Source organism: Alteromonas sp. V450 (genome assembly GCF_001885075.1).
Classification (GTDB): Bacteria; Pseudomonadota; Gammaproteobacteria; order Enterobacterales; family Alteromonadaceae; genus Alteromonas.
The window spans coordinates 377,061-391,558 of the sequence record NZ_MODU01000004.1; the positions used below are offsets into that span (position 1 = coordinate 377,061).

At 45.4% G+C, this 14,498-nt stretch carries 13 protein-coding genes; 7 read left to right on the top strand and 6 right to left on the bottom strand.

The features are described from left to right. Positions 1-298 precede the first annotated feature (298 nt). Positions 299-1,696 (bottom strand): asparagine--tRNA ligase, encoded by a 1,398-nt coding sequence (asnS, locus tag BK026_RS01650; protein ID WP_014948897.1) that lies wholly within the window; start codon positions 1,694-1,696, stop codon positions 299-301. A 317-nt stretch (positions 1,697-2,013) separates the two neighbouring features. Here asnS and BK026_RS01655 point away from each other — a divergent pair, with 317 nt between their 5' ends. Next, positions 2,014-2,445 (top strand): hypothetical protein, encoded by a 432-nt coding sequence (locus BK026_RS01655; protein WP_071814249.1) that lies wholly within the window; start codon positions 2,014-2,016, stop codon positions 2,443-2,445. Positions 2,446-2,544: 99 nt separating this feature from the next. Here the strand turns inward: BK026_RS01655 and BK026_RS01660 are convergent, their stop codons facing one another. Then, entirely contained in the window at positions 2,545-3,513 is a 969-nt protein-coding gene (locus BK026_RS01660) for a calcium/sodium antiporter (RefSeq protein ID WP_071814250.1), read from the bottom strand. A 260-nt stretch (positions 3,514-3,773) separates the two neighbouring features. Here BK026_RS01660 and BK026_RS01665 point away from each other — a divergent pair, with 260 nt between their 5' ends. Together BK026_RS01665 and BK026_RS01670 are read left to right on the top strand one after the other, a co-directional pair. Continuing rightward, a complete protein-coding gene (locus tag BK026_RS01665; protein WP_071814251.1) occupies positions 3,774-5,261 on the top strand; it encodes a RimK family protein in 1,488 nt (495 codons plus the stop codon). Next, complete coding sequence (locus BK026_RS01670) at positions 5,258-6,532, top strand: GNAT family N-acetyltransferase/peptidase C39 family protein (protein WP_071814252.1); 1,275 nt, start codon at positions 5,258-5,260, stop codon at positions 6,530-6,532. The genes BK026_RS01665 and BK026_RS01670 overlap by 4 nt, the downstream gene beginning before the upstream one ends. A gap of 122 nt (positions 6,533-6,654) precedes the next feature. Here BK026_RS01670 and BK026_RS01675 read toward each other — a convergent pair whose 3' ends face one another. From BK026_RS01675 to bioA, 3 genes are all read right to left on the bottom strand, one after another. Next, positions 6,655-6,936, bottom strand: a complete 282-nt coding sequence (locus tag BK026_RS01675) for a hypothetical protein (RefSeq protein ID WP_170870494.1) — start codon at positions 6,934-6,936, stop codon at positions 6,655-6,657. Positions 6,937-7,376: 440 nt separating this feature from the next. Further along, entirely contained in the window at positions 7,377-7,898 is a 522-nt protein-coding gene (locus BK026_RS01680) for a DUF2937 family protein (protein WP_071814254.1), read from the bottom strand. 166 nt (positions 7,899-8,064) lie between these two features. Beyond that, positions 8,065-9,330, bottom strand: a complete 1,266-nt coding sequence (gene bioA, locus BK026_RS01685) for an adenosylmethionine--8-amino-7-oxononanoate transaminase (protein WP_071814255.1) — start codon at positions 9,328-9,330, stop codon at positions 8,065-8,067. A 98-nt stretch (positions 9,331-9,428) separates the two neighbouring features. Here bioA and bioB point away from each other — a divergent pair, with 98 nt between their 5' ends. The 4 genes from bioB to bioD are packed head-to-tail and all read left to right on the top strand — an operon-like array spanning position 9,429 to position 13,712. Continuing rightward, positions 9,429-10,553 (top strand): biotin synthase BioB, encoded by a 1,125-nt coding sequence (gene bioB / locus BK026_RS01690; RefSeq protein ID WP_071814256.1) that lies wholly within the window; start codon positions 9,429-9,431, stop codon positions 10,551-10,553. After that, on the top strand, positions 10,553-11,914 hold the full coding sequence (locus BK026_RS01695) for an 8-amino-7-oxononanoate synthase (RefSeq protein WP_071814257.1): 1,362 nt from the start codon (positions 10,553-10,555) through the stop codon (positions 11,912-11,914). The genes bioB and BK026_RS01695 overlap by 1 nt, the downstream gene beginning before the upstream one ends. Positions 11,915-11,916: 2 nt before the next feature. Continuing rightward, entirely contained in the window at positions 11,917-12,945 is a 1,029-nt protein-coding gene (locus BK026_RS01700) for a methyltransferase domain-containing protein (protein ID WP_071814258.1), read from the top strand. Continuing rightward, entirely contained in the window at positions 12,942-13,712 is a 771-nt protein-coding gene (gene bioD, locus BK026_RS01705) for a dethiobiotin synthase (RefSeq protein WP_071814259.1), read from the top strand. Before BK026_RS01700 ends, bioD begins: the two co-directional genes overlap by 4 nt. Here bioD and pepE read toward each other — a convergent pair. Beyond that, a complete protein-coding gene (gene pepE, locus BK026_RS01710) occupies positions 13,683-14,405 on the bottom strand; it encodes a dipeptidase PepE (RefSeq protein WP_071814260.1) in 723 nt (240 codons plus the stop codon). The genes bioD and pepE overlap by 30 nt on opposite strands. Positions 14,406-14,498: the final 93 nt, after the last annotated feature.

The following is a 14,498-nucleotide window of genomic DNA, read 5'->3' on the forward strand; positions in this document are numbered from 1 at the left end:
GCAAAATACAAGCGGTGAGCTGAAAGCAAAAAATATGCCTTAGAAATTAAAAGCTTGCACGATGGGTGTTGAGCTTGGTCAACTGTTATTTCTTACAGACTACTGTAAAAAAAGCTGACATTTTTGCTGTGGCTTATAAGCGCTGTTTTCTTTTCACAATACGCTTTTTCAAAACGATTGCGGTATTTTACAGGTAATATTTACGCTTCAAAAAAATGTTGTTTTAAAAAATAGAAATGCAAAAAAGCTCGCGACAGCAAACTGTGGCGAGCTTTTTATTTATTGATACAGCAACCGCTTAGAAGCTAGCGTTGCCTGGTGTACGTGGGAATGGGATCACGTCACGTACGTTTTGCATGCCGGTTACGTATGCTACAAGACGCTCGAAACCAAGACCGAAACCTGAGTGAGGTACGGTGCCGTAGCGGCGAAGGTCGCGGTACCATGCGTAGTCTTCTTTCGATAGACCCATTTCGTCAAGGCGAGCATCGAAAACGTCCAGGCGCTCTTCACGCTGTGAACCACCGATGATTTCACCAATGCCAGGTGCAAGTACATCCATTGCCGCAACGGTCTTACCGTCATCGTTAATGCGCATGTAGAACGCTTTAATATCTTTCGGGTAGTTCTGCATGATAATTGGCGCACCAACGTGCTCTTCTGCAAGATAGCGCTCATGCTCAGAAGATAAATCGATACCCCATTCAACAGGGAATTCGAATTCTTTGCCGCAGTTTTGCAGAATTTCGATAGCGTCTGTGTAGTCCATGCGAACAAAGTCAGAGCTTACTAACTTTTCTAAACGCTCAATGGCGTCTTTCTTAATACGCTGAGCAAAGAACGCCATGTCGTCAGGCAGTTCTTCAAGCACGGCTTTACATACATATTTCAGCATGTCTTCAGCAAGCTGTGCTACATCTTTCAATTCAGCAAACGCCACTTCAGGCTCAATCATCCAAAATTCGGCAAGGTGGCGAGACGTGTTTGAGTTCTCTGCCCGGAATGTAGGCCCGAAGGTGTACACCTTAGACATAGCTGTACAGTAAGTTTCAACGTTAAGCTGACCCGATACCGTAAGGTAGGTTTCTTTGCCGAAGAAATCTTCTGAGTAGTCAACATTACCTTTGTCGTCGCGTGGAAGGTTCATCATATCAAGCGTTGATACGCGGAACATTTCACCTGCACCTTCTGTATCGCTAGCCGTTAGAATAGGTGTAGAGATCCAGAAGTATCCTTTTTCGTGGAAGAAACGGTGAATAGCCTGCGACAAACAGTTGCGTACGCGGGTTACCGCGCCGATAACGTTCGTGCGTGGGCGAAGGTGCGCATATTCGCGAAGGTACTCAATGCTGTGGCGCTTAGCGGCCATTGGGTAGGTATCAGGGTTTTCTACCCAACCTAAAACTTCAACGTCAGTCGCGTCAATTTCAACAGCTTGGCCTTGGCCTTGAGACTCTTTCACTGTACCGGTAACCGACAGTGAGCAGCCCGCTGTCAAGCGTTGGATATCGGCATAATTTGACAGAGAATTGAGCGCAATAACTTGTACAGGATCGAAGCAACTACCGTCGTGTAGTGCAATAAATGATAATCCCGCTTTAGAGTCGCGGCGTGTTCTCACCCAACCCTTTACGGTTACCGATTCGCCAACGGCGTACTTCCCTTTAAGTACGTCAACTACGGGCGCATGCGTCATGTTAATTTCTCCGTCTTACTAGTGTTATGTTGCTGCCGACTTTCGGTTCGCTGTCAACAGCACAGTGCATTGCATTATCAATAAAAAGTGCACGTTAAATTTGTTTATGGTCAATGTTTTTGGACTGTCATGCCGATAACAAGAATACTAACGAAAACGATATAGCGTTTTTGCTTAACTTTACGTGTTATTGTGATAAATACTGGGCAATGCCATTGTGTCCAATAGCACGGTAGTATACCCAACATAATGTGGGATGCCAGAGAACTGAGTGACAAATAGGAAATAAAAATGTCGATTTACTGGGTTAAGTACCAATGAACGCCCCTGAAGCTGAAAAAAATGCGCAATCAAATTCGCGAGACAGTGTAATAACCTACGAAAAACTCGCAGAAAGGCGTTCTACGCCTAGAGATAAAACCCCCTTTTTCAGGGTGATGTTGGCGCTAAACATCTTGGGATGGGTGGGGTTAGTCGTTGCTTTACTGCTGTTCCACTATGCCCGGCCAGATTTTGTTAGCGGTGTTCAATCGTATTGGGGTATAGAAGGTGATACCAGTTGGTCACAAACGCATTTGTCGGCTATGACAATAATGCTGCAAATATGCTTAGTGCTAAGTTTGATAAGTATTGTTATGAGAGCTAGACGAAATCGAAGACAATCTGATAATTTCGGCGTTAACCTCTTTGTGCTGCTTGCTATCGTCATTATTAGCCTAATAACGCTAGCGACAACGCTGGGGTTTTGATTGTCTATGCCCGCTGGCATTTTGATACAGTGCTGGTTTGTCATGGGGCGGTGTCTGTAGGAGAAAATACGCCATATTGACACCGCTAGTTAAGCACTTTTATATAAACGCAGCTTGAATCAGCCAGTATGTATATATCGCGTATGCAAGTAAAAAGGCACCGCCTTCCAAACGGTTTAATCGACCCTGGCGTTTTATGCCTATACAGAAAATAAACAAAGCGACTGTTGAAGCAAGCATAACTACCACGTCACGGTACAAAAAGTCTGCGGCAACCGACATGGGTTGAATTGTGCCCGCAATACCTACAACCGCTAGTGTATTAAACATATTTGAGCCAATAACGTTACCTATTGCTAAGTCGTGTTCTCCCTTTTTCACGGCGACCAACGATGAGGCAAGTTCTGGTAGGGAAGTGCCGATTGCAATGACGGTTAATCCTATAATGGTATCACTGACGCCAAAATAGGACGCCACCTCTACCGCGCCCCAAACAAGCATTCGTGAGCTAGCAACAAGAAGAAGAAGCCCTGCTATTAACCAGACTACATGAGTTTTCACTGTGCCCTCAGCGGCATTGATTTCGTCACTGTATTCGTCGGCGAGGGCGTCTTTATCACCTTTCATACCAGTGTAAATGCTCCAAGAAATAAGCAGTACAAACAGTCCTAATAATGAAAAAGCATCATCTTTAGAGACGCGTTGATCTAATACTTGCCAACCTGCAAAAAAAGTAATGCCGAGAAGAACAGGCAGCTCTTTTTTGATAATTTCAGATTTAACAGCAATGGGGCTTATAACAGCTGTCAGTCCTAGAATGAGCATAATGTTGGCGATATTTGAACCGTAAGCATTGCCCAAAGCAATACCTGAATTGCCCTGCATTGCAGCAAATATTGATACGATAATTTCAGGGGCTGAGGTACCAAAGCCAATAATCAGCATACCAATTAGGAGAGGAGAAACGCCAAAGTGGTTGGCTACAGATGCAGAACCTCCAACAAATTTTTCCGCACTCCATAGCAGAACAGGTAAGCCGATAAGAATAGCCAACGTGGCTAATAACATAGTTTCTCCTTAGGACGTTGTATACACGAGATATTCGTTACACTCGTTCACGATACTTACAATTTTAAACACGGGGCATCGGTTATTTATTTGTGCAAACACATCAGTTTTTGTTGTCATAACGATGAAAAAAAGCCGTGCTGATATCACTTTGCAAATCGCACATTAAGCGTAAACTCTTCTCAAAATTTGCCCGCGTTCACGTTTTATACACTCTCGGGTAATTGTAACCGACTACACATTTTTTAGAAGCGAATTACATGCACAATACACTGATTGTTACAGATGATGTTACGTCTTTTCGTAACACAGCTTTAACCGTGTTAACTTTTCAAGACTATTTGGCTGAGTTTCCAAAGTTGAATGAACCCAAAACACGGGTGATAAATATATGCGATACCACCCGGTATTTAAGCGAAGGGTACTATTGTTCACTCTTGGCTCAAGCACGTAATCACTCTGTATTGCCTTCGGTAAATACCATTAACGATTTGCGTATGGCTGAAGAGAAAAGTATTGATCGTATCGTCTTCTCTTTGTCGGTATCTCAAGATAATACGGAAATTACTGATGAACCTTTATTAGTACTTTTCGGCGAAGTGAAAGATCAGCGCTTTAAGCGTTTGGCCCGCCAGGCGTTTGAAAAATACCCATACCCAGTTTTGGTGTTAAGCCCAACGGTTACCGATACAAAAGTGTCGCCTAAAGCCACGGGTAAAGTGCAGATTGAAGGCTTTGCAAGCGTACAGGCAAAAGCGTTTAAAGACTTAAATGCCAAGCAACAAGCGCGTTTCATTGAGCACCTAGAAGCACACACCAAAATTCAGTGGAAAGCTGGTAAAACGAGCAAACGTACTCGTTGGGATATGGCCATTTTGGTTAACCCAGAAGAGAGCACGCCGCCTAGTGATGAACGCGCCATTAAAAACTTTGTGAAAGCCGCTGAAAAGGTAGGCTTTCGCGCAGATGTGGTGAGTCGCTTGTCGCTAGAAGAATTGGGGCATTATGATGCATTGTTCATTCGTGAAACGACAGCGATTGACCATCATACTTACCGCTTAGCCCGTGCCGCAGAGCGAGAAGGGATCGTGGTTATGGACGATACACAATCAATTCTGCGCTGCTGTAACAAAGTGTACCTGCAGGACGCGTTTGCTTATCAGAAAGTGCCAGCGCCAAAAGCGACCTTTGTATCGAGCGCAACCGATGAAGTATGCGAAAAGCTCATTGCTGACTTTGGTTTGCCGCTGGTGTTAAAACTGCCAGAAAGCTCGTTTTCTCGCGGTGTACACAAGGCTGAAAATAAAGAAGCCTTAAAAACGCGCTTAGAACAAATGCTGGCTGAATCGGCACTTGTTTTGGTTCAGGAATATATATTCACTGAATTCGACTGGCGAATTGGTGTACTAGGTGGCAAACCTATTTACGCTTGCCAATACTTTATGGTGCGCAACCATTGGCAAATTTACAACCATCAGGGAGACCGGTTCTCTTCGGGTGGATTTGCCACAATGCCAACGTTTGAAGTACCTAAGCCGGTATTACAAGCTGCAATTAAGGCCGCTAAAGCAGTGGGCGACGGCTTGTATGGCGTAGATATAAAGCAAACCGGCAATGCGGTTTATGTTATTGAAGTGAACGACAACCCAAGTATCGACTCGGGCGTTGAAGATAAATATTTAGGCAAAGAGCTGTACGAATTAATTATGCAGGAGTTTGCTGACAGGTTGGAGCAAAGAGGGCGATGATCACATCGGCTGAGCGAGTAACTGAAGTAAATAGTGAAAGTCCATTGAAAAGTGTAAATAGCGCACCTGATGTTACAGAGAATGCGTTGATGACTGAACCGACAAAAGATGTAAGTGGGTCTTCAACGCAGTCGAAAGTAGTGCTGCGTGTGGCAACGTTACACGACCTTGCCTCGCTTCAGCATATTGAGCAAACCTGTTTCACAACCGACAGGCTCAGTAAAAGCCGTTTCAAATTTTATATTGATGCCCAGCACGCAGAGCTTATTGTAGCCGAGCGTGAGCCTGTGAGTGCCCATTCGAAGCACGACAAGAACAAGCAAGGTGTAAATAGCATAATAGGCTACGGACTATTGCTGCTGCGTCGTGGTACGCAGCTCACTCGGCTGTATTCTATTGCGGTATTGCCAGAAGCGCGTGGGCTAGGTGTTGCTGAAAAGCTTATAAATAGCTTGGGGGAGCGGGCGCTGTTGCGGGGAAAGCGATTTATGCGCCTGGAAGTGGCAGTAGGTAATGCTGGCGCCATTGCTTTATATAAAAAGTTAGGGTTTAGTCAGTTCGGTATGTATACCGATTACTACGACGATCACACCGATGCATTGCGTATGCAGAAAGTGTTGGTGCCGAGTAAATCGGTTAAGCCAGAGGTATATCCGTGGTACCAACAGACCACTGATTTTACCTGCGGCCCGTCGGCATTAATGATGGCAATGTGTGCGCTAAATAATCGCTATGACATGACACAAGAAAAAGAATTATCGTTGTGGCGTATCGCTACCACGATATTTATGATGTCAGGCCACGGTGGTTGTCACCCTGTAGGGTTAGCCCTTGCTGCGGTAAACGAAGGTTATGCAGCAAAAGTAGTTATTAATCAGGATGTCCCGCTTTTTGTTGATGGTGTTAGAGACACTAACAAGAAAGCGATAGTCGAAAATGTTGAATCGCAGTTTATGGCAGAGGCACGTAGAAAAGGTATTTCTGTTGAAATCTCTGACTGGCGGACTGATGTTATTGATCAAACACTTAAAGCTGGTGGGGCAGTATTATGTTTAATCAGCACATACGCGTTCGATAAGAAAAAAGTACCCCATTGGGTAGCGGTGACTAGCTGCGATCCTCATTGCTACTATTTGCACGATCCAGATGCGAGTGAAGGCCAGCCCGTTGAGTATCAACATATTCCCGTTGCCCGCGAAGACTTTCTAAGGCTTGCCAGTTATGGCACGCGTAAAGTAAGAACACTGGTGCTTCTTAAAAATAAAAAGTAACACAAATTTTTGCTTAGGCCTTAGGCGCTGAGAATGCTTGAGGCCTTACACTAGTCCGCATCAATAAATACCCACTCAGTAAAACATTAAATAGTTGTAACCGTGGCATGTTACCGAGGGTATTAGTGATGCACCTGTGTAACGTTAACTTTTTTATTTAGTGTCTTAAGCTGCTTCACTAACTGAGAAAGTTCTTTCACCGAACCTGAATAATCAATGTGCTTATTCATTTCCTGGCCTTTTACAGCACTTCTATACAGCGCCTCGCTTTCGAAACACGCAGTTTGCTCATTTAACGTGTTCCATTCCGCTTTTAGGTCGCTTGGAATACAGTGACGTTTTGCAATAATTTTGTCTTTTATTTGCAACACTTTCCCGATTAATAATTGTGCATCTGTTGGCATAAAAATATCTCCTGTATAGCTTTTTGTGTTTAAGTTGCTGTTTATCAAAGGTATTAAGTGTTTACTTTGATAGGCGTAATGTAAATTCAGCAACATCTCAACACACACTCATAATAAGTGTTGCAGCAAAGATGCCAACTCTTACTCGATGATGACTTAGAACACGCCAAATGTGCCTAAATGCGGATCGCAACTGTTGAGGCTCACTAAAGCGAGAAAAAGAGAGCGAGAAAGCTAAATCGAAAAATAGCGAAGCCGACTGACGGATAGAGAAAAAGCCCGAGCGATTTTAGTGCATGGCTTGCATGACCCCCTAAATCTCAGGCCACGAAATATCATAGCATGCAGCTCATTTAGATCTAATGTGTTGGTTTAGTGGGACTGGTAGAAGTGGCTTATTAAAAAAAATAAACCACGTACTAACAAGATAAACCCAAGTGCTATTTGTAAGCGTAGCGCTTGGGTTTATGTTTGATTTTCTTAACCTGACAATAGCAAAAGTGCGGCGTCCAAATTAACAGGTTCAGCAATATAGCGGTAACAAGGCTAAACACAATTGACGAAGGCGTGAGTGGGACTGAAGGGCTGAAATTATCTAACACGCGCTTTAACGTACCATACTGAGAAGGCGAGGCCATAAATACAAGCTTTTCGAAGTAATGACCGTGTTCTAGCTTTCTCATGCCTTGTTCTAGTGTAGTGATCTGCGCAAAACGCGACGCTTTCATTGACGCGTTTTCGCGTACAACCGGCTCGTCGTTTTTCTGCAGGCTTTCTAGCATTGCTTCAACTGATGAAAAGCCATGCTGCTTGGCAAGCGCTGATGAGCTAGACACCTCATCTCTTAGTGCATCGTAATAGCCGCTAAGGTATTGACGATAGTGGTCTGCTAAAATAGGGACTTGTAGTGTAATGATAAACAAAACTGCAAATACAACTTTATCTAAAACACGTACTATCATTCAAATCTCGCTATAAACACTCTGTATTAATAATCCGATTGGTGACCCGCTTGAATATTCACTTTTTTGGAAAAGTTACTTCAACCTGCTGACCGCTTTCAACGGTCGATTTTTCAAAAAGTCACCGTTCCCGAAAAGTAAGGTTCAAGCGTAACAACCTCTCGCACTATTTCAAGGCTGTGTAAATGGCGTGGGTCAGCTTACTTAATTGTTCGGACGATATAATGTAGGGAGGCATAATGTATACCAGTTTCCCAAATGGCCTTATCCACACGCCATGTTTCACAAAATGGCGTTGAATTTCGGCTACATTGACGGGATTTACTGTTTCAACCACACCTATCGCACCTAACACTCTTACGTCATTGACTCGAGGCAAGTCTGCACATTTTGCCAATTCGGTTTGTAATTGTTTCTCAATGGCAGGAACTTGTTGCTGCCAATGATTTTCGTTAATTAGCGATAGACTAGCATTAGCCACCGCGCAGGCTAACGGGTTGCCCATGTATGTTGGACCGTGCATAAAGACGCCGGGGTCCCCTTGGCAAACTCCTAAAGCCACATCTTCGGTACACAGTGTTGCGGCAAGGGTCATGTAACCACCGGTGATCGCTTTACCCAAACACATGATGTCAGGTGAAATACCCGCATGCTCGCAAGCGAAGAGCTTACCTGTGCGGCCGAAGCCAGTAGCAATTTCATCGCAAATTAAAAGTACGTCGTAGGTATCGCAAAGCTGTCGGCAGCGCTTTAAGTATTCGGGGTGATAAATACGCATGCCGCCTGCGCCTTGAACAACGGGTTCTAGTATAAGAGCGGCCATGGTGTGGTGATGTTTTTCAAAAATCTCTTCAAGTGGAAGAATGTCATCTTCACTAAACGTTTGCCCAAAGCGAGTTTGAGGGGCGGGCGCAAAAATCTGCTTGCTCAGTACACCCTCAAATAAACTATGCATACCGTTAACAGGATCGCATACGCTCATTGCGGCAAAGGTGTCGCCGTGGTAGCCATTGCGCGGTGCGACAATGCGCGACTTCTCTGAGCGCCCTTGGCACGCCCAATACTGAATCGCCATTTTTATCGCTACTTCAACAGATACTGAGCCAGAGTCTGCCAAAAATACACGCTCTAAACCTGCCGGCACCATGTTAAGTAACGATTTACACAAATCCACCGCCGGCTGGTGGGTAATACCGCCAAACATAACGTGAGAAAATGCGTCAATTTGCTTGTGCGCAGCATCGTTGAGCACAGGGTGGTTATAACCGTGAATAGCTGCCCACCAGCTAGACATACCGTCTACTAGCACTTCACCGGTGGCCAAGGTAAGTTCAGCACCTTTCGCACCAACTACTTCATAGCAGGGAAGGGGATTAACCGCCGAGGTATAGGGGTGCCAAATGTGTTGTTTATCAAATTCTATATTGTTCACAAATTAACCATTGGTAAATGTTATTAATTGGTCAGAGTTGACAACTCGATATTGGGGCATAGACTAAGCCAGCAATAATAATTAGTAAAGGACAGTCAATGACGCTGGCTAGTGCGCTTTCTGCGCAAACGACAACTATTCGAAACGATTGGACCAAAGCCGAAGTCGAAGCTTTGTTTACCATGCCATTTAACGATTTACTGTTTAATGCCCAAGTAGTGCATAGACAGCATTTTAATCCGAATGAAGTGCAGGTTAGCACGCTTTTGTCGATTAAAACCGGTGCGTGCCCTGAAGACTGTAAGTATTGCCCGCAAAGTGCCCGTTATGATACGGGCCTTGAAAAAGAGCGCCTGCTAGAAATTGAAAAGGTTATCCAGCGTGCGAAAGAGGCAAAGCAAGTGGGTTCTACCCGTTTTTGTATGGGTGCCGCATGGCGAAACCCGCGCGACAGAGACATGCCTTACATTTTGAAAATGGTTGAAGAGGTGAAAAGCTTAGGGTTAGAAACCTGCATGACGCTGGGTATGTTAACCCGCGATCAAGCCGTAGCGTTAAAGCAAGCGGGCCTTGATTATTATAATCACAACCTTGATACCTCACCGGAATACTACGGCGATATTATCACGACCCGTACTTACCAAGACCGATTGAATACGTTAGAAAACGTGCGTGCTGCAGGCATGAACGTTTGCTCTGGGGGAATTGTTGGCATGGGAGAAACGGTGAGCGATCGCGCTAGTATGTTAGTGCAATTAGCAAACCTTCCTGAGCAGCCTCAAAGTGTGCCTATTAACATGCTGGTTAAAGTAAAAGGTACGCCCCTCGATAGCGTAGAAGACTTGGACTATTTTGAGTTTATCCGCACTATCGCCGTTGCTCGCATCATGATGCCTAAGTCACATGTGCGCTTGTCGGCAGGCCGTGAAGCTATGAATGAACAAATGCAGGCCCTTTGTTTTATGGCAGGCGCGAATTCCATTTTCTATGGCTGCAAGCTATTAACCACGTCAAACCCAGATACCCATGAAGACGTAATGTTGTTCAAAAAGCTTGGTATTAACACCGAACGCACGAGGGATTACTCAGACGAAGCACATCAACAAGTGTTAGAAGAAGAAATTGCCCAGCAACAAGAGCGAGGCGACGACAGTAACGACTTGTTCATTGATGCAACCAAGCCTAAGGTAGCGCCAAAGAAACAGCATTTAACGGAGGCGTAATGGCCTTTCACTGGTTAGACGATTCGCTGAGCGCGCGTGCCGAGCAAGGCTTGCTGCGCCAGCGCCACTGCCAACAATACGAAAAAGACAGCATTATTTGTATAAACGGTGAGCACTATCTTAACTTTTCAAGCAATGACTACTTAGGCATGCGCCAGCATGAGGGGGTATTGCAAAGTTGGGTTGAGGGGCTAGCGCAGTTTGGTGGTGGCAGTGGTGCATCGCCTTTGGTAACTGGGCACACACAGGCTCATTTGGCGCTAGAAAGCTACATTGCCGATGGTTTAAACCGAGAAGCTACGCTGTTGTTTAACTCTGGCTTTGCCGCCAATCAGGCACTGTGCATGGCACTTTTTCCTCACATGTCTCACCCTAATAAAAACGCGAGAGCAGGGCACATTATTGCTGATAAGCTCATGCACGCTTCGTTTTTAGAGGGCGCGCAATGCGTATCTGACAGCGCTAAGCTTCGCCGTTTTAAGCATAACGATCTAAGCCATTTAGAGAGCGTGCTATCAAACGTCTATCACAGCCAGTTATCCGATGAAGTTGGTAATTCTGATGCAAACCTGCAAGATATTCTGATTGCCAGTGAAGGCGTGTTTAGTATGGACGGTGACGTAGCGCCTTGCGAGGGTATTGCTGAACTGGCCGCTAAATATAATGCATGGTTCATGTTAGACGATGCACACGGTATGGGGGTATTGGGTGAAAGCGGCTTCGGCACAGCAGAAGCACTAAACTTAAGCCAGCAACAAGCGCCTATTGTTATGGGAACATTTGGCAAAGCAGTGGGCACAGCCGGCGCCTTTATTGCGGGAAGCCAAACCCTAATTGATTATCTGGTGAATTTTTCTAAACATTACGTATATTCCACTGCCATGCCACCAGCGCAAGCGGTCGCGACGCTGTACTCTCTCACTCATATCGCCAGTGATATTGCCCGCCGTGAGACGCTACAAACCAATATCACCTATTTCAGAGACTCGTTTCAAAAACGCTTTGGACAGACACTTAATTCAGGCGAGAAAGACAAAGCACCAATTGAAATCACGTTAGGGCAATCACAAAGTGCAATTCAGCCTATTATTGTTGGTAGCCCAGAACGTGCAGTTGCACTAAGTGAGGGGCTAAAGCAGCGCGGTATCTGGGCAACGGCTATCAGGCAGCCTACTGTACCGAAAAACCAAGACAGGCTGCGTATTACGCTTACGTCAAATCATTCATCACAAGATATTGACGTATTGCTTGATGCCCTAGAGCTTTCACTTAATAACTTGCCATTAAGTGAGACTTCAGAAAAAAGAGGATCAGAAAGCGCTATGTGTGTTTCTGGCTCTGTACGTAAACAAGAGATGTAACCATGTCACTAAGTCCCGCTATAAAAGCTGCTATGTTGGCAGAATCGAGAAGTGTCTTCGACGGTAAGCTGTCGCGTGACGCGGCGCAGGCGGCTTTTAAGGCAAACGGGGCTTTTTCGTCCGAGACATCATTTGAATCTGAGAGGGCGACCAACGCTAAAGGGACGCTTACAGTTAAAAGTGCTTACCCTTCTGATTGCTCCTCAAAAGCTGAGGCCAATATGAATGCCGAGGAGAAGGCAAAAGCTGAACGCAATGATACTGCTTCAGGAATTAACGAGCAGGACGTGGCACATCGTTTTTCAAAAGCGGCAGTGCAGTACAACAGTATTGCGAGTGTTCAGCGCATTATTGCTAAGCAGGCATTAGCGAACTTACCTATAGACTTACAGGGTACGGCTCTTGATATTGGCTGTGGTACAGGCATTCATACCCAAACGCTTGCAAGTAAAGGTGCAGCTGCAACTGGCGTAGACATTGCCGAGGGCATGTTGGCGCAGGCCAGAAAAATGTACTCTGGCCCCATTTTCGTAGAAGGTAGTGCTGTTGACTTGCCTTTCTTTGATAGCCAATTTTCAACCGTATTTTCATCTATGGCGCTTCAGTGGGTTAGCGATACTAACCTTGTTGCTAATGAGATAGCGCGAGTGCTTGAAAAGAGTGGTATTGCCGAGCTGGCGATTATGGTGGCGGGTTCATTTACTGAACTTAAAACGGCGCGCAAAGTAGCGCAGCTTCCACAGGCCGAAACTTACATGCCAACAACCGCACAATGGGTAAATGGCTTCAAGCAGTCGGGCCTCTCTTTGCAGCGGGTGATTACTAAAGATTATGTCGATACTCACTGCGATATTATGTCGCTATTACGCTCTGTGAAGGGAGTTGGGGCAGGTGAGACCGGCCGAAAACAACCGCCGCTCACCCGTCGAGATATTAAAAAATTAGCCATGGCTTACAGCAATATGAGCGGTGTAGAAAGTAAGTTACCGCTTACCTACCGCGTGAGTCATTTTAGATTGGAAAAACGATGAAGCAGTATTTCATTACCGGTACCGACACCGAAGTAGGTAAAACCTATGTTACCTGCCAACTACTACAAGCTGCGCAAAAAGCCTCGTTAAGCGCCATCGGCTACAAGCCTATTGCAGCCGGATGCGAACAGATTGATGGCGAGTGGGTAAACGAAGATGCGCTAAATATTCAGAAAGCGTGCTCCAAAATACGCGCAAATAAAGCCATTAAAATTACAGACAATAACGAGCTAAAAAGCGTAAATGAAAACAACGAAGAAAGTGGACAGACACTTCCTTTGCATCAAATAAACCCAATTGCACTAAGAGCGGCTATAGCGCCACATATCGCTGCCCTTGAAGAGGGCGTGGCGTTAACGTTTGACGAAATTGCAAAAGGGCTTGATGAACTGAACGCCTATCAACCCGATCTTCTGTTAATGGAAGGGGCAGGTGGGTGGCGTTTACCGCTAACGGTTGGTGATGAGTATACGCCCACTTACTATCTTTCAGATGTCGTGAAAGTTCTCAAAATGGACGTGATTTTAGTTGTAGGCATGCGACTAGGTTGCTTAAATCATGCGCTATTAACCGCAGAAGCAATTCGTGCTGATGGACTTACCATTAAAGGATGGGTTGCGAACGACATCACAGGTAACATGGCCCGATACCAAGAAAATCTGCACTCTCTTAAAGCCATGTTACCCGAGCCGCTACTGGCAGAAATTCCTTACCAGGTAGCGCCCAACGATGAAGTGCTATTCGCCGCTATCAAGCAAATAAGTTAAATCATCACCTGAATGAATTGGCGTTTTTTCTTCACCTAGAAAGATAAAACCGTCCTTTTCACCAACTAGGCTAAGTTGGTTATTTGTAAGGCGCAGCGCTGTACCTTCGCGAATAGCAACTACTGGCGTTGTTGGATTAAGCGCGGTGAACTCCGCCAAACGTTGGTCGCGGGTTTCGCCATTATGACCCGGCGGCTGATAATCGGTGTAATGCGGGTTTAACTGAAACGGCACGATATCTAGCGCATCAAAACTCGGCGGCTCTATGATGGGCATGTCATTAGTGGTTCTAATTGATTGACCACATATATTCGAACCCGCACTCCAGCCAATATAAGCCGTACAATCGGCGATGGCGTGTTTCATTGGCACAATAAGCGCGTTTGCATAAAGGGTAGAAAGCAGGTGAAAGGTGTTGCCACCACCTACAACAATTGCTTGGCCGTTTTTCTTTGCGTTATTTACCGCGGCAACCGGATCGTCAACGGAATGTAGCCCAGTAACCTTGCACTCTGGCAGGGCCGTAGCAACGGCGTCTACATAGCTATCGTATGTTTGAGTGACGGCGGCATAAGGAACAAATAGAAGGTCGCGAATTTCGCCTAAGTGTGCAAAAATAAGCGCTCTAGCGTGCTCTAAGTAAGCCTCGTCGCCTTGACGTGAGCTACTTAGCATAAGTACGTGTGCGGTCATACTAACTCCACAATTTTTCTGACGGCGTATCATACGTGAAACTAGACATAAAGTTTAGTCACGCTCCGTCACTGCGTTGAAATAGGATTTTGA